General features: G+C 61.9%; 22 protein-coding genes. 11 read left to right on the forward strand and 11 right to left on the reverse strand.

Translation table 11 applies throughout. The annotated features are described in order from the left end of the window. Positions 1 to 80: 80 nt before the first annotated feature. A complete protein-coding gene (locus OVA24_RS19825; protein ID WP_267671883.1) occupies positions 81 to 2729 on the forward strand; it encodes a beta strand repeat-containing protein in 2649 nt (882 codons plus the stop codon). A gap of 19 nt (positions 2730 to 2748) precedes the next feature. On the opposite strand, the gene OVA24_RS19830 is transcribed toward OVA24_RS19825, so the two are convergent. From OVA24_RS19830 to OVA24_RS19855, 6 genes are all read right to left on the reverse strand, one after another. Continuing rightward, positions 2749 to 3423: a SanA/YdcF family protein gene (locus tag OVA24_RS19830; RefSeq protein ID WP_267671884.1), complete on the reverse strand. Its 675-nt coding sequence runs from the start codon at positions 3421 to 3423 to the stop codon at positions 2749 to 2751. After that, entirely contained in the window at positions 3420 to 4385 is a 966-nt protein-coding gene (locus tag OVA24_RS19835) for a diacylglycerol/lipid kinase family protein (RefSeq protein WP_267671885.1), read from the reverse strand. The genes OVA24_RS19830 and OVA24_RS19835 overlap by 4 nt, the downstream gene beginning before the upstream one ends. Before the next feature lie 14 nt (positions 4386 to 4399). Next, positions 4400 to 4981, reverse strand: a complete 582-nt coding sequence (locus OVA24_RS19840; RefSeq protein WP_267671886.1) for a Maf family protein — start codon at positions 4979 to 4981, stop codon at positions 4400 to 4402. 47 nt (positions 4982 to 5028) lie between these two features. Beyond that, positions 5029 to 5772 (reverse strand): S1C family serine protease, encoded by a 744-nt coding sequence (locus OVA24_RS19845; RefSeq protein WP_267671887.1) that lies wholly within the window; start codon positions 5770 to 5772, stop codon positions 5029 to 5031. Positions 5773 to 5949: 177 nt separating this feature from the next. Further along, positions 5950 to 6342 carry a hypothetical protein gene (locus OVA24_RS19850; RefSeq protein ID WP_267671888.1) on the reverse strand — a complete coding sequence of 131 codons (393 nt, stop codon included), beginning with the start codon at positions 6340 to 6342 and terminating at the stop codon, positions 5950 to 5952. Positions 6343 to 6395: 53 nt separating this feature from the next. Beyond that, positions 6396 to 6995: an RNA polymerase sigma factor gene (locus tag OVA24_RS19855; RefSeq protein WP_267671889.1), complete on the reverse strand. Its 600-nt coding sequence runs from the start codon at positions 6993 to 6995 to the stop codon at positions 6396 to 6398. Between the two features lie 280 nt (positions 6996 to 7275). On the opposite strand from OVA24_RS19855, the gene OVA24_RS19860 reads away from it, so the two are divergent. Continuing rightward, positions 7276 to 8187, forward strand: a complete 912-nt coding sequence (locus OVA24_RS19860) for a choice-of-anchor A family protein (RefSeq protein WP_267671890.1) — start codon at positions 7276 to 7278, stop codon at positions 8185 to 8187. Positions 8188 to 8261: 74 nt separating this feature from the next. On the opposite strand, the gene OVA24_RS19865 is transcribed toward OVA24_RS19860, so the two are convergent. After that, complete coding sequence (locus OVA24_RS19865) at positions 8262 to 10430, reverse strand: prolyl oligopeptidase family serine peptidase (RefSeq protein ID WP_267671891.1); 2169 nt, start codon at positions 10428 to 10430, stop codon at positions 8262 to 8264. Between the two features lie 116 nt (positions 10431 to 10546). Between OVA24_RS19865 and OVA24_RS19870 the strand changes: the two genes are divergently transcribed. After that, complete coding sequence (locus tag OVA24_RS19870) at positions 10547 to 10888, forward strand: SH3 domain-containing protein (protein ID WP_267671892.1); 342 nt, start codon at positions 10547 to 10549, stop codon at positions 10886 to 10888. A gap of 6 nt (positions 10889 to 10894) precedes the next feature. Next, positions 10895 to 11764: a hypothetical protein gene (locus tag OVA24_RS19875; RefSeq protein ID WP_267671894.1), complete on the forward strand. Its 870-nt coding sequence runs from the start codon at positions 10895 to 10897 to the stop codon at positions 11762 to 11764. Between the two features lie 98 nt (positions 11765 to 11862). Here the strand turns inward: OVA24_RS19875 and OVA24_RS19880 are convergent, their stop codons facing one another. Continuing rightward, positions 11863 to 12441: a hypothetical protein gene (locus tag OVA24_RS19880; RefSeq protein ID WP_267671895.1), complete on the reverse strand. Its 579-nt coding sequence runs from the start codon at positions 12439 to 12441 to the stop codon at positions 11863 to 11865. A gap of 479 nt (positions 12442 to 12920) precedes the next feature. Here OVA24_RS19880 and rpsB point away from each other — a divergent pair, with 479 nt between their 5' ends. After that, entirely contained in the window at positions 12921 to 13604 is a 684-nt protein-coding gene (gene rpsB / locus OVA24_RS19885) for a 30S ribosomal protein S2 (RefSeq protein WP_267671896.1), read from the forward strand. An 81-nt stretch (positions 13605 to 13685) separates the two neighbouring features. Beyond that, on the forward strand, positions 13686 to 14552 hold the full coding sequence (gene tsf, locus OVA24_RS19890) for a translation elongation factor Ts (protein ID WP_267671897.1): 867 nt from the start codon (positions 13686 to 13688) through the stop codon (positions 14550 to 14552). A 54-nt stretch (positions 14553 to 14606) separates the two neighbouring features. Here the strand turns inward: tsf and OVA24_RS19895 are convergent, their stop codons facing one another. Next, entirely contained in the window at positions 14607 to 15602 is a 996-nt protein-coding gene (locus OVA24_RS19895) for a bile acid:sodium symporter family protein (protein WP_267671898.1), read from the reverse strand. A 105-nt stretch (positions 15603 to 15707) separates the two neighbouring features. On the opposite strand from OVA24_RS19895, the gene OVA24_RS19900 reads away from it, so the two are divergent. Next, the gene (locus tag OVA24_RS19900) at positions 15708 to 16484 is read left to right on the forward strand and encodes a dienelactone hydrolase family protein (protein ID WP_267671900.1); all 777 of its coding nucleotides are present in this window, start codon (positions 15708 to 15710) and stop codon (positions 16482 to 16484) included. Positions 16485 to 16494: 10 nt separating this feature from the next. Continuing rightward, entirely contained in the window at positions 16495 to 16836 is a 342-nt protein-coding gene (locus OVA24_RS19905) for an MmcQ/YjbR family DNA-binding protein (RefSeq protein WP_267671901.1), read from the forward strand. Between the two features lie 263 nt (positions 16837 to 17099). Here the strand turns inward: OVA24_RS19905 and OVA24_RS19910 are convergent, their stop codons facing one another. Then, positions 17100 to 17924 carry an SUMF1/EgtB/PvdO family nonheme iron enzyme gene (locus OVA24_RS19910; RefSeq protein WP_267671902.1) on the reverse strand — a complete coding sequence of 275 codons (825 nt, stop codon included), beginning with the start codon at positions 17922 to 17924 and terminating at the stop codon, positions 17100 to 17102. A gap of 11 nt (positions 17925 to 17935) precedes the next feature. Further along, entirely contained in the window at positions 17936 to 18838 is a 903-nt protein-coding gene (locus tag OVA24_RS19915) for a hypothetical protein (protein ID WP_267671903.1), read from the reverse strand. A 109-nt stretch (positions 18839 to 18947) separates the two neighbouring features. Between OVA24_RS19915 and OVA24_RS19920 the strand changes: the two genes are divergently transcribed. The 3 genes from OVA24_RS19920 to OVA24_RS19930 all read left to right on the forward strand — a co-directional run bounded on the left by OVA24_RS19920 (position 18948) and on the right by OVA24_RS19930 (position 22836). Next, positions 18948 to 19718, forward strand: coding sequence for a M14 family metallopeptidase (locus tag OVA24_RS19920; RefSeq protein ID WP_267671904.1), 771 nt, complete (start codon positions 18948 to 18950; stop codon positions 19716 to 19718). 81 nt (positions 19719 to 19799) lie between these two features. Beyond that, the gene (gene ilvC / locus OVA24_RS19925; protein ID WP_324287876.1) at positions 19800 to 20888 is read left to right on the forward strand and encodes a ketol-acid reductoisomerase; all 1089 of its coding nucleotides are present in this window, start codon (positions 19800 to 19802) and stop codon (positions 20886 to 20888) included. 292 nt (positions 20889 to 21180) lie between these two features. Next, a complete protein-coding gene (locus OVA24_RS19930; RefSeq protein WP_267671906.1) occupies positions 21181 to 22836 on the forward strand; it encodes an MFS transporter in 1656 nt (551 codons plus the stop codon). Positions 22837 to 22861 lie beyond the last annotated feature (25 nt).

The following is a 22861-nucleotide window of genomic DNA, read 5'->3' on the forward strand; positions in this document are numbered from 1 at the left end:
CACCGCCGGGATTCAGGATATTCACCTGATGGATTAGATCCTGTTTTCCGCCTTGGCATTCGTAACAGGCCCCCAAACCCATGAAACCCTCCATCCTCCGCATGTTTTCCCGCGGCCTTCGCCCCGGGCTCGTCACGGCCATCTGCCTCACCGGTCCAGCGGCCTTCTCCGCAGACGTGGATCACGTCCTTTCGTCCACCAGCGGCACATGGGCGGCAGCAACCTGGACCAACGGGACACCTTCCGTGAACCCGGGTGATATCGCCACCTACAGCGGCGGGTCGAACTCCACGGTTTCCCTGGGCAGCGCGGTCACCATCGGTGTGCTGAGGGGGGCGATGTCGAACACCTCCACCTGGGGCATCTCCTCCTCCGGAAGCATCGCCTTCACCATGGACGGGACGGGAATCAGCGCGGCGAACAACCGGTTCTCCAACGCCGGCACCGCATCCATTGTCAACTCGAGTCCCGGAGGCACGCTCACGGTGCGGCCGAACCTGATCATGACGAACACGAACCTGGACATCGGCATGACCGGGTCCGGAGCCGCAGCCATCAACATCGGGGCCGCCACGGCCAACGAAAACACCATCACCAACGCGGACAGCACCGCCCGTGCGCTGAATTTCCGCCTGAACGCCGGGACGGGGAACATGAACATCGGCAGTTCCATCGGCGTGACGGGAGTCACCGGAGGGCTGATCAACATTTCCAACCTCGGTACGAACGGAACGGGAGCGGTGGTCATTTCCGGAAACCTGGGGACTTTCGTCGGCTCGGTGGTGCAGAACAGCACGAACTCCCGGCTGATCCTCTCGGGTGCGAACGACTACGCCGGTGCCTATACCATCACTTCTGGCGCCCTTTCCTTCGCCACACGGACCGCCCTCTACAACGCGAACACCACCCAATGGACACCGGCGAACATCCAGGTGGCGGCAGCGGGCATCCTGGGGCTGGGCTACGGAGGGACAGGAAGTTTCTCTGAGGCCGAAATCAAGGCATTCAACGATGGGGCATTCCTGACCGCGGGCTCCCGGCTGGGGATCGAGGTCGCCTCTGGAAACACGGGAACCTACGCCGAGGTCATCGCCAACGCGAACGCCGGGGCGAATGTGACCGGCTTCGTGAAGCTCGGCGCGGGCACGTTGATCCTCACCGGGGCGAACACCTATACCGGCAACACCCTGATCTCCGGAGGAACCCTGCGGCTCAGCGCGGCCCAGGGGGAAACCAGCGGACCCCTGGGCGGGGGCACAGCCAGCCTCCCCGCCGGGACGATCCATTTCAACGGCGGAACGCTCCAATACTCCTCGGCCAACACCACGGACTACTCCTCCCGCTTCAGCACGGCGGCGGGCAACCAGGTGATCATCGACACCAACGGCCAGACGGTCACTTTCGCCAGTGGGATCAACAGTTCCACGGGCACGCTCTCGAAGACCGGGTCCGGCACGCTGATCCTGACTGCCGCCAGCACGATGACGAATGGATCGGTCGTCACCAACATCAGCGCGGGCACGCTCCGCGGGGTGGATTCCACCGCCTACACCGCCAGCAGCAACACCCTCCAGAAAATCTTCGGCACCGGGACGGTCCAGGTCGGCAACAACGCGACGCTGGATGCCCGTGCCGACGGACTCAATGACAGTTCCTCCCAGACCCTGACCTACGGAAACCAGGTCCAGGTTTCCTCCACGGGGGCGACCTACAACATCAACGTGGACCAGGCTTCGGCGACCGGCGGCACAAACAAAATCATCGCCTTCGGCAGCCATAACATCGGCGCCAACACGACGATGAACCTCACCGGAGGCAACGGTTATTCGCTCAGCCTCAACCAGCTCCAACTCGGCGGCGGTGGAACTGCGAACTCGGTGATGACAATGAATCCGACCACCGCGAACCTCCTTTTGAACGGAGTGTCCGGAGGTTCGCAGACCGCGAGTCCCACACTCAGGTTGTCCGGCACCAGCTCAGGCAACGTGATCAGCGGCACCGTGGCGAACCCGAACGCGACGGTGACGAACCGCACCTCCATCATCAAAAGCGGCACCAGCATCTGGACCCTGGGGGGAACGAACACCTACACGGGAACGACCACCATCGAGGCCGGGACTCTGGTCGTGAATGGCTCCATCGCGGCGAGCACCGCCACGGTTCCCACCACAATCGTCCAAGCGGCGGGGACGCTGGCAGGGACCGGCACCATCAACAATGCGCTGGCCATTTCGGGAACCGTAGCCCCGGGTGCCCTCAACGGCGCGGCAGGCAAGATGACGTTCAACAGTTCCGTGGTCAGCACGGCGGACTTCAGCACCGGGGGCAACCTCCAATGGAGCATCACCGCCCTGACGGATCTGGAGTCCGCAGCGGGGACGGACTACGATGAGTTGACGCTGGCCGGAGCCATGGGCCTCACTCTGGGAGGAACATCCAGCCTGACGCTCTCCTTCAGCGGAGGGGCGGCGGACCCCAATTCGGCGGATGCCTTCTGGACCACCGCACGGAGCTGGAAGATCGTGAACAGCACGGGCACGGGCACCAATTCCGGAGCCACCAACTTCAGCCAGATCACCAACGCGGACTACACCACGGGTTCCTTCACCACGCTGGCGGATGCCTCGGGCAATGTCTTCCTGAACTTCACCCCGATTCCGGAACCTGGTACCGCCACCCTGCTGGCCGCGGCGCTGGGCCTGTCGCTCCGCCGCAGGCGGAATGCCTGAGCCGCCGGAAGGCGTCCGTTCATTCGGGAAGTTCGACCTTTTCCCCCAGATGCCTCGGCCGGGTGTTCAGGAAATGGACATCCAGCCACATCTGGACGCGGGCGGCGACTTCACGTGCCTTTGTCTTGAGACCACCCCTGCCCTGGACGTCCTCGGCATCGAACCCGAACGCTCCGATCCCATGGGCCTCCGCGAGGTAGATGGCGCGCTCGTTCTGGAATCTTTGGCTGATGAACATGACGGGATCCGCGCCGAAAATTTCCTTTGCCCGGACGACGGAGTCCAAGGTCCGCAGGCCGGCGTAGTCCGAAACGATGCGGTCGGCGGGAACGCCGCGTGCGACGAGCGCGGCCTTCATCTTGCGGGGTTCGTTGTAGTTCTTCTCCCGGTTGTCTCCGGAGACGATGATGGTTTCGAGCTTCCCCGCCTTCCAGACCTTCTCCGCAGCGTCGATCCGGTAGCGGAAATACAGGTTCTCCCGCCCGTCAACCCTGTCCGTGGTCCCGAATATCAGGCCGACCCGGGCCTTCGGGAGCGAGGTGACGTCCGTGAAAAGCTGACCCCGTGAGACCCACATGGGGATGAGGTTCACATACGCGACGAACCCACCTCCCGCGAAAACGAGCAGGATGCCGGTGATCACCACCCGCCGGAACCATCTGGCGAAAGCGCTCCTGTGAACCTTCTTCTTCATGCACGCGGGGATTCCATCAGCTCCGGAGGACGGCGGGTCCACTGGAGCAATGCCTTCACCGCATCCACGAAACGGCTGCCGGTGACAACCTCCGGCGCGATGACCCGGAGCTTCCGGCTGGCGGCGGCGAACCTTACCTCGGTGAAGCGGCCCAGGAGGTCACCATCCACCTCCACGGGCACCTCACCCTCCGCCTTCACGGTGAAGGCAGCCGCCTGGAAATAGCTGGTGGATGCCGCGAGATCCACCCCGCCAAGGGCGAGACCCTTGATGGAATCCAGCACCAGCTTGTAGCCGGCCTCCTTGAAGACCAACACGTCGAGCTTCGAGTCCTGGTTGTCCGCGGCCCGGAAAAGCCTGAACTGCCCGCCATAAAGGGAGCCGTTCCCAGCCAACACCGCCACGCCCTCCTCCCGGCGACCGTCGGAGCAGATGATCTCCATCTTGCGAGGCTTCTCCCCCAGCACTTTCACAGCGGCCAGCAGGTAGGCCAATGGGCCGAGCATCTTCTTCGACTCCCACGTCGTTTCCTCGATGACCATGGCATCGAAGCCCACGCCGGCCATCTGGATGAACGGCGCGCGGTTCGCCTCGAACAAGTCGATTTCACGGACATGACCGCGCTCGATGACATCGAAGCAGCGGGGCAGGTTGTCGAACGGGATGCCCAGCTCCCTGGCGAAAACGTTCATGGTTCCGGCGGGGATCACCCCCAGCGCCGTCCCACTCCCGGCCAAGCCCTTCACCACCGCGTTGAGCGTGCCATCCCCCCCTGCGGCGACCACGACGGGCTCACCCTCCGCGGCGAATCTGGCGGCCAGCTCACGCGCTTCATCCCCATGGTTCGTCGCATACAGCGCGAAGCGGTTCGCGTGTTCCATGAGAAAGCGCAGGGTCCTCTCCCCCTTCTGGCTTTTCGCCTTCGGGTTAAAAATCAGGGGATAACGGTGGAGAGGCTCCATGCCGGGATCATCCGTCATCCCTCCGTCGTCCGCAAGCCCGGGCTGGAGGACATCAGCCGCTCCACCACCATTCCGACGGGCAGCCCCATCACGTTCTCAAAGCTTCCGCGGATCTCCGAGACCAGCATCTCCCCATGCTCCTGGATCCCATAGGCGCCCGCCTTGTCCAACGGGTTCACCTCCGCGAAGTATTCTCCGATCACGTCGTCCCCGAACTCCCGGAAAATGACTTCCGTGAGGTCATGGAACACCTCTTCAACGCCTCCTGGGAAAATGAGGCAGACGCCGGTACACACCCGGTGGGTCTTTCCGGACAGCGCCCGCAACATGGCCCGGGCCTCCTCCATATCCCGGGGTTTTCCCAATGCCCGGCCATCACTGAAGACGAGGGTATCCGCACCGATGATGGTTTCTTCCGGGTGATCCGGAGCCACCGCCCTGGCTTTCAGCAGCGCGTTCTCCTCGCACAACCGCCAGGGCTCCATCGTCTCATCATGGATCTCCTCCGCCGGGGAGGCCGCCACCTGGAACACCAGTCCGGCACGCTCCAGCAGTTCACGCCGCCGGGGGGAAGAAGAAGCCAGCAAAATTCTCATCCCCGACAGTCCCCCGCCTGCCCGCGATCTTCAATCGCCAATGAGGATCAATTCGGCCGGGCGGCTGTCGGTGTGAGGGAAAAACGGAAAGCTTTGCCCTCTCTGGTGAGCGTCACTTCAACCGGGTTACCCGGAATCAAATAAAAGAACGTGTCCGCGACGTCCTCGTAGCCACCGACATCGGTGTTGCCGATGCGGTTGATCAGATCCCCTTCCCGCAGTCCGGCATCCGCCGCAGGGGAGCCCGGCCACACTTTGGTGATCCGCGGCTCTGAGTTCCCCACCATCAGGGAAATCCCCAGCCATCCCCTGATCAGCCTTCCGTTTGCCATGATGTCCTTCACCACCCGATGCACTGCCTGTGCCGGGATCACGTACACTCCCCCACCATCATCCGCTGGATGGAAAACGATTCCGATCACCTTGCCGTCCGAACTGGTGACAGACGCACCAGCCTCGGGGTTCTTTCCCGCGGCTTCCGCTTCCAGGAGAGCGAACGGGAGGACTTTTTCACCGATGCGATTCACCTTTCCTTTCAAGGTTCCCGTTCTCCGGACAGCCCCGGCTCCCACCCCGATGCGGGTCCCACCCTGCTCCGGAGCCTTGTCAGCCCATGTGAGAATGCCTTCGCGGATAGGTTCCGACGGCTTGAAAACACAAAGCCGGGACACGGCATCATAACCGATGAATCTGGCCGCCACGGCCTTCCCGCCGAGAACGAGGGAAGTGGCTGAAAAATCCGCCCCCTGCAGCGCGACCGCCACCAGAACAGGGCCATCCGGCGTCGCCATGGCAACGGCGGCCGATTCCACATTCCGATCCCCCTTCTGAAAGCTAACCTTCCAGCGCGCCTCTTCCGCAGACGCCAACAGGCAAAATCCATGGAACACGGCCAGCACAACGGCCAATTTCACAAAAATCGTACCCCCACGTACGCCCGAAGAGTCCACCGCGGATCTCCTCCCGGGTTAGAATACTTGCTCACCTGCCGATCCCTGGCCCGCCGGACTGAGATCCAACTGGTCAAGCTGTTCGGTGGGGAGCGCGGAATCCGGAGTGACCTGGCGGTTCACCGGTGTGGGTGCAGGAGCATGATAGTCCGTTCCACGTGGAAGGGTCAGGAAACCAATCGTAACCGCGGCATACGCCAGCCCGGCACCATACGCCCACTTGGAGGGTCCGAGATTCGTGAACCAGCTTCTGGCATCCTCCAGCTTGCCAAGCAAACCGGACTTCATCACCGCTTCCTCGCGCTGGCGCTGGTGAAACTCGGAGAGAAACTCCTTCCAATAACCCTCATCCGGCCGCTCTTCGCGCCGGAGGGCCATCAGATTCTCAAGTTGTTCGAGAGTCGGTTTCACCTCAGTTGATGGTTAGGATTTACAAAAAATCAGGGAGATCAGCAAGAAGAATTTCAAAATCTTTCATCCCAACTGTCCTGAAGACATGACTGGAGATGTTGGTGGGCATAATGCAGGCGGGACCTGACGGTTCCTTCCGAAACCCCGAGGACCTTGGCAATCTCGCCGTGGGCAATTCCCTGGATGTCATGCATGGTGACCACCATTCTGTGGGATTCAGACAGCTTCATCATCGCATCGTTCAATTTTTTCTGAAGTTCAGCGATGCGGGTCGTTTCCTCCGGGTTCGCCGCATGGGTGGTGTCGATCATCGCCGGGTCCTGCTGGATGCCGGATTCCTCGTCATTCAGGCTGTAGGCGGAGCGCCGTTTCCGCTTCTTGAGGAAGTTCAGCGTCTGGTTGACGGCGATCTGGTAGATCCACGTGTAGAAGGTGGAGTGCCCCTTGAATTTCCGGAGGGAATGGTAGGCCTTCGCGAAGATGTCCTGCAGGAGGTCATGGGTGTCCTCCTTGTGGTGGGTCATGTTGTAGACGAGGCCATACAATTTGTCGCCATACTTGAGAATGAGGGCGTCGAAGGCACGCGTGTCCCCATGTTTGGCACGGGAGACAAGATCTTCGTCGGGGTCGGGGGGCCGGGCTTGGCGGAACATGCTTGGGGGGAACAGCGCACCGATCGTACATGGCGCAGGGGGGATGTAAAGGGATCCACCTCCCCGCCCGGAGGAAATCCCCGTGACAAGCAACGGGCGAAAGCCGCTCCCCATCCGGGCCCCCGGGGGATTCGATTTAATTAACAAATATTATATATCTCCAGGTGTTATGAATCGATCCCACGCATTCACGTAGTCACTGAAGATTCCAATTGCGCGGACGGCCTGTTGGATGCAGGTTCCCGCCGTCCCCCCCGGACATTTCACCCCCCCAACCGAAATGTACCTCGCATCCAGCAAGGTCGCAGCACGTACGCTCGCGGCCGTATCCACCGCATGTGCCGTATTCACGGCGTTCACTCCCTCCGCCAGCGCCCAGTCACTGGGAGCGGCGAGCGACTACAATGTCTTCATCTTCGGCAACTTCACCTCGTCCGGTTCGGACACGGAAGGAAGGCTCGCCGTCGGTGGCAACGCCGACCTCACCAACTACAGCGTCGGTTCCTCACTGCCCACCAGCGGAGGAAACACCCTGGTGGTTGGCAACAACCTGACGTTCACCAGCGGCCAGGTGAACAAAGGCGACGCGGTGTATGGCAACACCGCCTCCACCTCGAACTTCGGCATCCCGGACGGAAGCCTGGTCAAAGGCAGCCCCATCGACTTCTCCGCCGCCCAATCCCAGCTCACCCAACTTTCCGGAAGTCTCGCCGGAATGGCAGCCAACGGTTCGTTCAACGACTACTACGGCACCCTCCAGTTCGTGGGTTCGGACCCATCCCTGAACACCTTCACGGTCACCGCCCCCTCGGTGAACTCGGCGAACGGCATCCAGATCAACGCACCGGCGAATTCGACGGTGGTCATCAACATCGGAGGCGATAACATCTTCTTCGACAACTTCGGCATCTCCATCGCCAACACCGACAAGCAGCGGGTCCTCTACAACTTCTACGAGGCAACCGCGCTCACCATCGCCGGCATCAGCGTGCAGGGCAGCGTCCTCGCCCCGCTGGCGAACGTGACCTTCAGCAACGGCAACGTGGAAGGAACCCTCATCGCCAACAACGTGACCGGCCAAGGGGAGTACCATAACTACAAGTTCCAAGGCACACTGCCTGTCCCGGAACCTTCCGGTGCGGCGTTGCTGGGACTGTCCCTCGCCTCCCTGGCGTTCCGCCGCCGGAGATAACGGCCGGAGCCCCGTTTCCCGGGCCATGGCCGCATCCTGCGGTCATGGCCATTTCCTTTTTCAAGCCCCAGCGGTCATTTGCACCGGGAGAAGAAGAAAGTGAGAAGGTCGGCCTGCTGCTCGTTCTCCTGCTTCCGGGAAGACCCGCTGCCATGGCCCAGGTGGTAGTCCACGCGCAGGAGGACCGGCGCGTCCGGCCCTTGGGCGGAAATGAGGCGCGCGGTCATCTTGAGCGACTGCCAGAGTTCGACCCGTGTGTCGTTCGCGCCGTGATAGAGCAGGATGGGCGGGTACTTCACCCCCGGCTTGACGTGGGCGTAGGCACTCATCGCGAGCAATGCCTCGAAGCCTTCCTTGGTTTTCACGCTGCCGAACTCCGCGAGGTTCGGGATCCCGTTGGGTGAGTTCTCCATGCGGATGGCATCCATGCAGCCCACACCACAGAGGACCGCGCCGACCGCCGCCGGCTTTTCGGTCATCGCCCTGCCAACCGTGATGCCGCCCGCGCTGCCGCCCTGGATGCAGATGCGCCCGGGCGTGGTGTAACCTTCGCGGACAAGTCCCTCCGCGACGGAGATCACATCCTTCCAGGTGTTCGGCTTGGTTTTCTGGAAACCGGCGAGACGCCATTCATCCCCCAGCTCCCCTCCCCCGCGGACATGGGCCACCACGCGGATGCCACCCATGTCATAGATGGCGGCGTCCGAAGGGCGGAATCCCGGCTCGATGCTGATGCCATAGGCCCCATAGGCCCCCAGGAGGACGGGACGCCTGCCATCCTTCGGCAGATCCTTCCGGTGGATGATGGACACCGGGATCGCCACGCCGTCATGCCCCGGCATGGTGATCTCCCGGCTGGTGAGTTCCTTTGAAATCGGAGGCTCCGCCACCTGCGGCAGATCCAGCGGTTGCGCCACGGCCCCGTCCGCCGGGACCCGCATGAGCCGCGTGGGTCCGGTCCATGAGCTGAACGAGACGTTGATGCCCGCCAGGTCCGGATAGGCGCCGATGTTCCCGTGCAGCGAAATCCTGCCGTCATCGGGCATGGTGATGGATTCCGGCTTGTCCAGCGCGCCCCAGCGCAGGCGGACGAGGCGGCTGGGACCCCCATCCAGATAGCGGACATACAGACCCTCCCGCGCCACCTTGATCCCCTGGATCGCACCACTCGGAGCCATGTAGATGGTTTCCGCTTTCGCGAAATCCAGGTTGTCCAGGCTCATGCGGAGAACACGGCCGTTGGGCGCATCCTTCCGGCTGAGGATGTAGAGGTGGTCGCCGTGAAGCTCCACCGCACCGCCGCCCATGGAGCCGACGAGATGGGAGCGGTCGCAGATTTTCCGCCACTTCGCGGTGCCCGCGAGCACCTCGTCCAGCCGGGCGATGTGGTGGATGTCATCTGAGGAAACGCCGGTTCCATTCGACGACAGGACCCAGCCACTGGCTCCCATGGGGGAAAGTGAAACGATGTCCGCTGGCTTCACACCGGTGCCATCCTCCGTGCCAAAGCCGAATACGGCCCGGTCATCCTTTTCCGGGGTCCCCAGCCGGTGGTGGTACACCCGGGATTTCTGGAACTTCTGCAATGGATCCGCGTCCGGGCCGAGATCCTGGAGGCGGGTGTGGAGAAAGCCGGAGCTGTCCGGCAGCCACTCCGCCGGCCCCCAGCGGGAGCGGTCGAACGGTCCTTCGATGACTTTTCCGTCCGTGAGGGAAACGACATACAGGTCCGCATCCTCACCACCGCCCGAGGTGATCCCGACGGCCAGGTGCTTCAGATCCGGCGAGATGCTGAAGTGTTTGATGGTCACCGGGGATCCCTTTCCATCGACGATCTTCCGCGGGTCCAGCACCAGCTCCGGCTTTCCGCCGGGCTTCTGGTGGAAAAGCTGCTCCACCTGTTCCCCCTGCCGCCGCATGAGGAAGAAATACTCTCCGGGCCGCGGCTGGGCCGTCCAGCCCACGCGGTCACCCTGCACCTTGTCCGCTTCCTCGATGATCTTCATGATCTTGGCCCGCTCAGGGACCTGCGAGAGCGCTGCAAGGGATTTCTCCGTCAGCGCCCGCGCCCACGCGGCCACCTCCGGGTTATCCTTGTCCTCGAAGTAGCGGTAGGGATCATCGACTTTCACGCCGTGGTAGTCCGTGGTGACCACGCGGGCCTCCGGGAGAGGAACGGCAGCCAACGATCCGATGGGCAGCAGGAAGGGAAGAATCCGCAACGCTTTCATGAGGGATGACATCCCTAACAGGAACTCCGGCGGGGCCAATGGAAATCCGTCCGCCCGCCTGATGGCGGCACAAAAACCCGGAGAGCAAATTCGTGGCATTTCCCGGCGGCTTTGTTAGCTTCACGCCAATGCCCGCTTTCACCGCAAACGCCGACTATGAAGAAAAAGACCGCAATCCGCTCGTACTCGCGGCGGGCGACGAGATCACCGTCGGCCCGGCGGACCGCGCCTGGCCCGGCTGGGTATGGGCGGAGGACAACGAGGGCCGCCATGGCTACGTCCCGGAGGAAATCCTGGAGCCGACCGGCGAAGGCCGCTTCGCACTGATGGAGGACTTCAACCCGACGGTGCTGACCATCAAACGCGGGGACAAGATTGATTCCCTCAAGCAGATCCATGGCTGGCACTGGTGCCGGAATGAAGCCGGAAACGAGGGATGGGTGGCCGGATATCTCCTCAGACCCGTCTGACCCGCCATGAGCGATCCGGGACAAGCCGCACGCTGGATCCGCATCGCCTGCTGGATGGTTGGAGGGATCGCGCTCGGCGCGATCACCGGAGAAATCACGGACTCGGTGAAAAGGCCCGAGGTGAAGAGACCGCGTGCCGCTGAGATCCTGGTGGCGGCCGGAGACAGGCCCGGTGAGGAAACCCGTCTTTCGTCCACCCATGCCGCCATCGTCCTGCGGAGCTTTTTCCTCCATCCGCTGCCGGACAAAATCCGGGACCAGCCGGAGAAGCTGATAAAGCATGTGCGCATCCAGGCGGAGAAGGACGGCACCCGCATCACCGTGGACGTTCCGGAAATCGATGAGAACCGGGGGTTGGCCCGGGAGATTGCCCGGATCTACCGGGGAGTCGCCCGGGAAAAGGAAGTGGCCGCGGTCCCGGTGGACATCCCTCCTTTCTCGCCGCAGGACCGGAAGCTGGCGATCGACGCCCGCAAGCTGAAGGGGCTGCTCCACGACCAGGCGGCCCGTGCGGGCTACGTTGACTTTCTCCAGATCCTGCCGAAAGCCGTGAACGGATCCGCCAAAGCAAAGACGGTCGTGGAGGATGAGGATTTCAGCCGGAGATTCCGCCGTTATGAGGAGCTGTCGGTATCGCTGGGACTGGAAGGTGTGCCGGGTGCCCCGCTGACGTCCGCTCCGGATGTGATCTTCGAAGCGCGCTTCGTGGATGAGAACCGGGAACCCGAAAAACGTAATTCAAAGGCGAACCTGATCTCCATGTCGTGCGTTCTGCTGGCAGGTGCCGGGGCGTGGCTCACGAACCGGCGGAAGGCATCCGGAGATCCGGGATGGGCGCAGGAGAATTCCGCTCCGCTGGCTGGAGATGTTCCGTAGCGGCCGCATCCCCGGCAAGGCCCCGCCTGATGCGCTTTTCCCAGGCGGCCAATTTCCCTGCCTTCCGTGGTTCGCCTTTTCCGCCCAACTCCTTACGTTCAGTCCTCGTCCCACGCAGGCTCCGATTGTTCGGTTGCCTCTTCCAGCACCGCCAGGGTGCCGTGCTCCTTGCACCACTTCACGATATAGTCCCAATCCAGCGCCTCCTTCCCCTGCACCCCGAGTACTGCCACTGCATCCTCGAAATCCTTTGTCCGTTTCCCCCCCACGCACCATCGTAGCTTCTGGATCACCACATCCTCGGGGGAAGGAAGCCACGCTTTCCTTCCCACCAACCCCATCATTCTCCGCCTCCGAAACCTCTCCTGGTCATGCGGGTCAGCACTCAACTCGAATAACTCGATCATGAACGGGATTTCCGGCACATTGATGATCTGCCGCCACGTGCCGGTGATCATCTCGAAAGAAACCTGCGGATCGATTTTGAATGATTCCGGCAACCGTGCAAACAGCCTCTCCCGATCCTCCCGCCGGACATTCAGCACAAAATCCGCATCCTTCGTCGCCCTCGGAACCCCGTAACGGTTCGACGAAAATGAACCCACAACCATATAATCCACGCCGCACTCATTCAGCGCATCCAGCAGGATCGCAACCGCCTCCTCTCCCTGCTTCACGGAATCGGAGGGGCTGACGGTTCGATTTTCCTGAGCTTTCTCAACCGGCGAAGCAAAAGCCCGTGGATCTCCTCCTCCGTCGCCGCAGGGTTCTCATCCCTCAGACCCTCTTTCATCCTCTCGCAAACCCCGGCAAACAATCGCGGACCTGCCAGAACGCGCTCCTCTCCGCTCATGGAGCGGGCTTGGCGTACTTTCGCCAGCCAGATCGCATCGACGGTCGCCGGAGCGTACTTCATGCCTGGACTTTACATCTTTTCCCACCGATTCCGCAAGCCTCTCAAGGTGATGTCCCTCCAATAGCGCAATTGTTCCCCTTTTCTGGAAGGATTTCCCTTGCCAAGACGGGGGGATTTTCCGAGTTTCCCCGCCCCTCTTCAGGCCGCCTTACGCACCAACGAAGACCCGGAGGGACCTCATACGCGGCCAGTTTTCAGCATCGCCCGCTCTGAATCAAGACGGGAAACCACTAAATACCAATGATCAACGAACTCATCTCCGAGATGGTGGACGCCGGCGTCCACTACGGCCACCAGACCAAAAAATGGAACCCGCGCATGAAGCCCTTCCTCATGAAGGACAAAGGCGGAATCTACATCATCAACCTGGAAAAGACCGTCCAACAACTGGACAAGGCCTCCGATTTCCTCGCTGACCTCGTCGGCAAGGGCAAAAAGATCCTCTTCGTCGGCTGCAAGCGCCAGGCACAGGACGCCATCCGCGAAGCCGCGGAAGCGACCGGCCAACACTACGTCAACCACCGCTGGCTCGGCGGCATGCTGACCAACAGCGCCACCGTCCGCAAATCCATCGAGCGCCTCAAGTATCTCGAAAACATCGAGAAGCAGCCTGAGTTCAAGGCGATGTCCAAGAAGGAACTCGCCGCCCTCGGCCGCGAGCGCGAGAAGCTGCTGCGCAACCTGCGCGGCGTCCGCGACCTGGACAAGAAGCCTGACGCCGTGGTCATCGTGGACTCCGCCCGCGAAACCATCGCCGTGGCTGAAGCCCGCCGCCTGAACATCCCGATCGTCGCCATCGTGGACACCAACGCCGACCCGGCCGTGGTGGACTACCCGATCCCCGGCAACGACGACGCGATCCGCTCGATCCGCATCATCCTCCAGAATCTGGTCGATGGCATGGTCGCAGCCCGCAAGAACTAACCGAATCTGTCACACGGGCGGCCTGTCGATCCGGCACGCCGCCCGTTTTTCTTCCCACCAACCGCTCACATTTTTCATCACATGATCACCGCTGCCACCGTCAAAGAACTTCGCGACAAAACCAACGCCGGCATGATGGACTGCAAGAAGGTCCTCAACGAAACCAACGGCGACATCGAAGCCGCCATCAAGCTCCTCCGTGAGCGTGGCATCGTGAAGGCCGCCTCGAAAAGCGACCGCGCCGCCACCGAAGGCATCATCACCTCCCGCGTCGCCTCCGACAGCAAGTCCGGCGTCCTGCTCGAAATCAACTGCGAGACCGACTTCGTCTCCCGCAACGAGAACTTCCAGGCCTTCGTCGCCGAAGTCGCCGACGCCGTCGCTTCGTCGAAGGCCGCCGATCTCGACGCCGCTCTGGAAGTCCAGAAGGGTGACATCAACGTGGGTGACTACGTGAAGACCAAGGTTCTCGAGCTGGGCGAAAACATCCAGTTCCGCAAGTACGTCCGCTTCGACGCCGCTCCCGGCGGAGTCGTGGTTTCCTACATCCACATGGGTGGCAAGGTCGGCGTGCTTCTCGAAGTGGGCACCACCAAGGAAGAAACCGCTTCCCAGGACGCCTTCAAGGAACTCATCAAGGACCTCACCCTCCACATCGCCGCCGCCGCACCGAAGGGCCTGTCCCGCGCGGATATCCCGGCTGAAGTGGCTGACGCCGAGAAGGAAATCTACCGCGCCCGCCTGGCGGAAAGCGGCAAGCCTGCCAACATCATCGAGAACATCCTCGTCGGCCAGATGAACAAGTTCTTCGCCGAAAGCTGCTTCCTGGAGCAAGGCTTCGTGAAGGATGACAAGGTCACCATCAACAAGCTGGTCGAAGAAACCGGCAAGTCCCTGGGTGACACCATCACCGTGACCCGCTTCGTCCGCTTCGGACTCGGCGAGTAATCGACCCACCCTTTCAGGACGCCCGGCTGCGTATGCGGCCGGGCGTTTTTCTTTTCATGGGCGCTGTTTCGCCCAGTGGTTTGCCAGCACGCCGTTCACCAGGAGCTGGAGGGGGTGGTAGAGCATGGTGGGCAGGAGGATCAGCGAAAGTTCCGAGCCGCGGCCGAAGATCATGGCCGCCAGCGGCACGCCCATCGCCAGGGTCTTTTTCACGGCGCAGAAGTAGGCGGCGATGCGGTCCTCCCGGTTCATGCGCAGCAAGCGGCAGGAACCATGGGTGAGCCATGACACCCCCACGAAAAGCAGCACCACGATGATGATGACCGGCCAGGTGATGGCGGCGCCATATTTCTGCCAGATGTCGCCCTGCACCGAATCGCAGAACGCGGCATAGACGATGTAGACGATGACCGCGTTGCTGATGCGGGTGAACCAAGGCTTCGAGCGGTCCGCCCAGTCCCGCACAAAGGACCGCAACGCCATGCCGAGGCTGAAGGGAAATAGTGTGAGCGAGGTGATCTTCAGCAACAGCGGGCCGAACTCCGTGGTGACCGGACTACCCGTCCCACGCATGAGCAGGAAGACCAACAGGGGCGTGAGCACCACGCCGATGATGTTGGAAAGCGCTGCGTTGAACAACGCGCCGGCGGTGTTGCCCCGGGCGATGGCGGTGAACACCACCGAGGAGGAGATGGTGGACGGCAGCACGCAGAGGAACAGCAGTCCGTGCCGGATGGCCCGCGGCTGGGAGGACCAGAACCACGGCACGATGTGATCCAGCAGAATGCCCAGCAGCGGAAACACGCCGAAGGTGAACGCCTGGATGACCAAGTGCAGCCGCCAGTTCCCCGCGCCCGCCTTCACTTTCCCGAATGCCAACGAAAGGCCCTGGAAAAACAGGATCAGGGCGATGCCGCCGTTTGTCACGATCACGGGCGGAATCCATGCCCCGCTCCCTCCCCCCGCCGGGAAAAGGAAGGCCAGGATCACCGCGCCGATGAGAGCCAGCAGGAAACCATTCGCCCGGAACCAGGAAACATTCGCACTCATCCGCGGGGAGCGTCTGCCGGGGCGGAGCGGGATACAAGCCTGGTGGCGCTCCCAGCGGCAGGTGATCGCGCATTTGACTCCGCCGCGTTCCACGCTTTGATAGTCATGATGAAACGCCTCCTTCTCCTCTCTTCCCTCCTCCTGTCCGTTGCCCACGGCGCGCCGGTCGAAAAGACCGTCACCTACGAACAGGGCGGCGTCACCCTCGAAGGGTTCCATGTCTATGACGATGCCACCTCCGGCAAGCGGCCCTCCGTTCTGGTGATCCACCAGTGGACGGGACCGGGCAACTATGAGAAAGGCCGCGCCCGCCAGTTGGCGGAGCTGGGCTACAATGTCTTCGTCGCGGACATCTACGGCCAGGGCGTGCGCCCGGTGCCGCCGGAATCCGGCAAGGAAGCGGGCAAATACAAGTCCGACCGCAAGCTGTTCCGCGCCCGGCTTGATGCCGCGCTGGAGCAACTGAAGAAAGACGAGCGCACCGATGGCTCGAAAATCGCCGCGATCGGCTACTGCTTCGGCGGCACGGGCGTGCTGGAACTGGCGCGCTCCGGAGCGGATATCGCCGGGGTGGTCAGCTTCCACGGCGGCCTGGCATCCACACCCGGCTTCGCCGCGGAGAAGGGCAAGGTGGGAGCGAAGGTGCTGGTGCTCCACGGAGCGATCGACCCGCACGTGAAGCCGGAGGAGGTCGCCGGATTCGAGAAGGAATTCAACGAAGCGGAGGCGGATTGGCAGCTCACCGCCTACTCCGGCGCGGTCCACAGTTTCACCCAAAAAATGGCCGGTGACGATCCATCGAAAGGCTCCGCCTACAATGCGAAGGCGGATGCCCGCTCCTGGGAGGCGATGAAGGTGTTCTTCGCCGAGATCTTCAAATAATCCGACAGGCATGGATCTCCCGGAGGCCATCGACCTCTGCCTTTCACTTCCCGGGGCCGAAGAGACCACTCCCTTCGGCCCCGATGTGCTGGTCTACAAGGTGGCCGGAAAAGTGTTCGCGCTCACGGATCCCGGGGATTACCCGCCGAGGATGAACCTGAAGTGTGATCCCGCACGGGCGGTCACGCTGCGGGAGGAATACGAGTCGATCATCCCCGGCTACCACATGAACAAGCGGCACTGGAACACGGTAAGGATCGACCGCTCGGTGCCAGGCGCGCTCCTGCAGGACTTGATCCGGCATTCGTATGACCTGGTGGTGGCGTCGCTGCCGAAGGGAAAGAGGCCGTAGGGTGACCCAGTCCGTCGGTCGCCTCTGCTCTGCGTTCCGTTGCAACCGAGTAAGGAGGGTGGACACTCCTGTCCACCGGCGGCATTGGCAAAATGTGAAAAACCTACCGCGAAGCCGCAGAGGTCGCAAAGAAAGCGCAAAGGCAAATTGATTCCTTCAAGATTTGTAAGATTCGCGGTCAGCTTTCCTTCTTCCCTGAAAACTGAACACTGAAAATTTCTCTGCCAATGCAGCCGGGGAACAAGAGTGTCCCCCCTCCTTACTCAGAACACCACCCTGAAGCCCTGATTCGGAAGGGAGGCGGTTTTGACCATGCTTCCTATATCAAGCAGGTTGAAGAAGTCACAGGAGTGGGCGGAGCACCACCAGGAGCCGCCGCGGCCGCAGATGCGTTTTTTCGGGAGGTCGCTGGTCATCCACGGGGGTGATCCCTCGCAGTATTCGAAGACGTTGCCGATGACGTCATGGAGACCCCATGCGTTCGGCGGAAAGGAGCGGACCGGGGAGGTGAGCACGAAGCCATCCTCACGGGTGTTCTTCAGGTGGCTGGCACCGTTCCAGATGTTGCAGGCCTTTGGGGAAAATGCGGCTCCCCATGGATAGGCGGTGGTGGATCCGGCACGGGCCGCCGTTTCCCATTCATCGAGCGTCGGAAGCCTTCCCCCCACCCACTGGCAGTAGGCGCGTGCGTCTTCACCTGAAATCTGGGTGACAGGGTGGTCCGGCAAGGTTTCCGCAGAAGGACCATCCGGGCCGAACGGATGCCGCCAGTTCGCTCCTTCCACCCTTTTCCATTCCCACTCCGCACTACCTTCGCCTCCGGAGAGACTCCACCCCGCACGCTCTGCAAAGGTGCGGTAGCCGGTCGCTTTCACGAACTCCGCGAACTGGGTATTGGTCGTCTCCGCATCTGAGATCCGGAAGCCCTCCGTCTTGAAACGGTGCGGGCGGTTCAGCTTGTGGTCCGTGGAGCCGAGTGCGTATTCCCCCGCTGGCACGGCGATCAGGACATGCCCGTTCGGCCCTTTTTCCGCAGCGGAGGAAATGGCCGCGCAGGCCAGGACCGATGCCAGCGTCCTAACGAACATGGGTGGCGACATCAATGTTCGGAGATCCACTTCGAGGCAATCGCCCTCACTTCATCCCGGGACTCACGGGAGTAGGGAATCGCGACGGAAGCGAAGATATCCCGCGGCACGTTGCTGAAGGGGTCGATGACCAGTTCCAGGTATTCCTTCCCCGCCGGCAGTTTGCCGCCCGGCTTGTAGTCGAGGTAACCCTCCGCCTTCGCTTCCTTCTTGAGTCCCACAACGTAGGCATTCTCGATCGCGGTGGTGCGGTAGGGTTCATATCCGGCCTCCCGCAACAGGCGGCCCATGGTCAGCACCAGATCACGCTGCGCGACACGGGCCTGGAACAGGTTCACACGGCGGTCCCGCTTCGCTTCCGGCTCGTTCTCATCATAGTCGAAGTTTTCCTGACCTACCCACCAGCCGGTCACAACGGGCGGCGCGGCCTTCACACTGTCCTTTGCGACGGCGATGCCTTTCACCAGTTTTTCCTCCAGCACAAGCAACTCCGGCAGGGCCTCGGTCGCCTTCAGATGGAGGATGATTTCCAGCAGGAGCGGGCTGAGCACATGGGGATCACAACCGACATCCTCACCATCGTGGCTTTCCTCCGGCGCGGGATCCTTCTTCGGCTCCGCCGCCTGCCTCACGAAGTCGATCTCCAGCAGACGCTTCCGCAACGCCTTTACCAATCCATCGCGGTTGCCCTCCATCTGCGCGAGGTTCGCCTTGGAAAATGACGCCCCTGCGAAGCTGGTGACCTGATAGGCGCGGTAGGGGATGTCCGCGGGGGCGGTCATCACATCGCAAACCTGGGCGTAGGAACCCGGATAGGTGACGATCTTGTCCAGCAGTGCCTCAGGCGACACCGGTTGTTGGGCGGAAAGCGGAAGGACCAGGGCGGAAATGGCCGCCAGCAGCATCGGTTTCATTGGCAGTCACCATGGCATCCCTCACCTGCGGGGTCAAGGTGGCGGCCCTGGGATTCCGGCCGCTTTCCACGGTTGCCCTTCCTGCGGAACTGCCCCACCTTCCCCACGCATGAGCGACGCGTTCCACTGGACCCCATTCCACGCGGATTTCTTCCGTGAGGCGCAGGCCCGTGGTTTCACCCCCACGGTGATCCTCGAAACGGAAACCGGCCCGATCGAGGCATGGGAGCGGAAGGCGGACGGCCCGCTGGTCTATCTCTCCGCGGGCATCCACGGTGACGAACCCGCCGGGCCTCTGGCGGTCCTGGAGCTGATGCGGGCGGACTTTTTCTGCCCGTCCATCCACTGGATCATCTGCCCCGCGCTGAATCCCGACGGACTGGCGGCGCACACGCGCGGGAATGCGGATGGCATCGACCTGAACCGCGACTACTTCACCCGGGAGTCCAGGGAGGCGGACGCGCATGTCCGCTGGCTGGACTCCATCGGCAAGCCGGTGCTTTTCGTCTCCCTACATGAGGACTGGGAGACGTCCGGCTTCTATTTCTACGAGCTGAACCTGACAGGCGGCCCCACCAGCCATGCCGCCAGCATCCTGCGGGCGGTGGAGCCGTGGTTCAAACCCGAGCCAGGGCCGATGATCGACGGCCACGAGTCCTACGAGCCGGGCTGGATCTACCACGCGTCGGAGCCGGATATCCCGGAAGGCTGGCCGGAAGCCATCTACCTGATCAAGAAAGGCTGCCCACATTCCTTCACGTTCGAGACTCCCAGCAGCAGCGCGCTGGAGGACAGGGTCGCGGCGCATGTGGCTGGTGTGAAGGCGGCGTGCCAGAAAACCTTCGTGGAACGCTGCGCGGAATACGGAACGGAGGCGTGATCCTGCGGGACCCGTTCTTTATTCTTGATTCTTGACTCTCTTTCCCCCTCCCCACAGCTTGTCCGCCCGCCTGCGTCCCCGATGGCCGCGGCGTGCAAACCGAAACATATCCAACGATCCGCCATGGCCGCGAAGATCTACACCAACAAGGACGCCTCGCTCGCTCCGCTGAAAAAGAAAACACTCGCCGTGATCGGCTTCGGCTCCCAAGGCCACGCCCACGCGCTGAACCTCAAGGACAGTGGCCTGAAGGTCATCATCGGCCTCTACAAGAAGTCGAAGTCCCGCGAAGTCGCCAAGAAGCTGGGCTTCGAAGTCATGGACACCGCGGATGCGGTCAAGGCAGCGGACGTCATCTTCATCGCCACCCCGGACACTGCGATCCCTGACATCTACGCGAAGGACATCGCCGCCAACCTGACCAAGGGCAAGACCCTCCTGTTCTCCCACGGCTTCGCCGTTCTCTTCGGCGGCCTGAAACTGCCGAAGGACATCGACGTGATCCTCGTCGCGCCAAAGGGACCTGGCCACACCGTCCGCTCCCAGTTCGTGGACGGCAAGGGTGTTCCCGGCCTCATCGCCGTCGAGCAGAACGCTTCCGGCAAGGCGAAGGAAACCGCTCTCGCATGGGCACGCGGCGTCGGCTGCACCCGTGCCGGTGTGTTCGAGACCAACTTCCGCGAAGAAACCGTGACCGACCTCTTCGGTGAGCAGACCGTCCTTTGCGGTGGTGCCTCCGCCCTGGTGAAGGCCGGTTTCGAAGTGCTCGTCGAGGCTGGCTACCAGCCTGAGATGGCCTATTTCGAGTGCCTCCACGAGCTGAAGCTCATCGTGGACCTCATGAACGAGTCCGGCCTGGCCGGCATGCGTTTCTCCATCTCCGAGACCGCCGAGTGGGGCGACGTTTCCGTCGGACCGAAGATCATCGACGCCGGCGTCAAGAAGCGCATGGCCAAGCAGCTCAAGGACATCGAGAACGGCAAGTTCGCCAAGGACTGGATTGCCGAGTACAAGAACGGCTACCCACGCTTCAACAAGATCCGCAAGGAGGAAGCCGCCCACCAGATCGAGAAGACCGGTGAGAAACTCCGGTCCACCATGAGCTGGATCAAACAGAAGAAACTCAAGAAGGGCGCCTCCCAGGCATCCTACGTTTCCTCCTCGAAGTAATCCCGCTTCCTGTTTCCGAGACGCCCGCTCCCGCAAGGGACGCGGGCGTTTTTTTTTGGGGTAGCGGAGGTCGTGAGACCTTCGGCTGGGGGGCAGTCCATGAAGGACCGGAGTGGTCATGGCATGGGAACGTCCTCCCCGCCGAATCTCTCACGAGATCGCTATCCCCCCGCATTCGCTGCAGTTGGCGGTTTCTATCAAAAAACCGTTTGCAATCGCGATTTTCTTCTCCTTGCCATCACCCGCCCCAACCGATAATCCCCTTCTCCACGTTTAGATCCGACAAACCCCTATGAGTACAGCAGACGACGCAATCGCACCAAACGCCAAACGGCTCTTATGGGCCGGCTTCACCGCCATCCTCGCCGCTGGCGTGGGCTTCGGCGTCCGGGGCGGCCTCTTCGACACCTGGGCAACCCAGTTCAACTTCAATGGCTCCCAGCTTGGTGCCATCAGTCTCGGAGCAGGCTTCATCAGCTTCTGTTTCGGCATCATCATCGGCGGTATCGTGGTCGACAAGATCGGTTACGGCAAACTGGTCATCGCCGCCTTCCTACTTCATGTCCTGTCCGCATTTGTGACCTTCGCCGCCAAGCCCGGCATGTCCACGGACGCCGCATTCCAGCTCCTCTACTGGGGCACCTTCCTCTTCGGTCTGGCGAACGGAACGCTGGAAGCCGTTGCCAACCCACTGGTGGCCACGCTGTTCCCGAAAAACCGAACCCACTACCTCAACATTCTACATGCTAGCTGGCCGCTCGGAATGGTGTTCGGCGGCCTGATCGGCTGGTTCCTCGGTGGCACCTTCGCCTGGTCCTGGAAGGCCCAGCTCGCCCTTTATCTTATCCCGACGCTGGTTTACGGTGTGATGTTCCTCGGCCAATCCTTCCCAAAATCAGAAGCCTCTGCCAAGGGCCTCAAGCTCGGCGAGATGTTCAAGGACATCGGCCTTCTCGGCACGCTCATCGTGTCTGCCATGCTTTTCCTCTTCCTGCGCCGCGATGTCTTCACTCCTCTCTTCGGTGGTAACGCCATCGCAGCAAACGGTGCCGCACTCGTTGTCGCCCTTGCTCTCTTGGGTTGGGTCGCATCCATCACGAAGTTCGCAATCGGTCACTGGCTGCTCTTTGTTCTCTTCATCATCCATGCCCTGGTCGGCAGCGTCGAACTGGGCACCGACGGCTGGATCCAGAATATCACCGGCACGATTCTCAACCCGACTGAAGGGAAGATCCTATTCGTCTTTACCTCTCTGGTGATGTTCGGTCTGCGCTTCTGCGCCCACTTCATCGAAACCCGCATCGGCCTCAAGCCAATCGGCCTGCTGCTGGTCTGCGCTATGCTGGGCGTCCTTGGCCTGAACCTCGTCAGCGCCGTCTCCAGCTTCGGTGCCGCGGTTGGTGCACTGTTGGTCTACGGTTTCGCCAAGACCTTCTTCTGGCCAACCATGCTGGCCGTGGTCGGTGACCGTTTCCCCCGCACAGGTGCGGTGGCAATGAGCCTCATGGGCGGTATCGGCATGATGTCCGTTGGCCTCTTCGGTGGTCCTGGCTTGGGCTATGGCCGCGACCGTTTCGCTGCGGAAGAACTGAAAGCCAAGGATGCAGCTCTCTATGAATCCTGGAAGAGCACTGGCAACCCGAGCCAATTCGCGGTCTTCGAACCGGTGCAATCGATCGATCCTGCGCGCCTCGGCGAGGCGAAAGCATCCGCCTTGGCAAAGAAGCAGGTTGATGCAGGCTCGAAAGACCCAGCGGTAGCCGCGTTGGCTGCCACTCATACGGCTGAAAAGCAAACGGTGGTAGAGGCGGACGTGAAGGGTAACCGCAAATTGCTCAAGGTGGACTCCTTGATCCCCGCCGCCATGGCGGTCGGCTATCTCCTCCTGCTCCTCTACTTCAAGGCCATCGGCGGTTACCGTCCACTCACCGTGGACGAGCAGAACTGACCTGATTCCTTCGGAAATCCTGATC

Origin of the sequence: Luteolibacter sp. SL250 (genome assembly GCF_026625605.1) — a bacterium.
GTDB lineage: Bacteria > Verrucomicrobiota > Verrucomicrobiia > Verrucomicrobiales > Akkermansiaceae > Luteolibacter.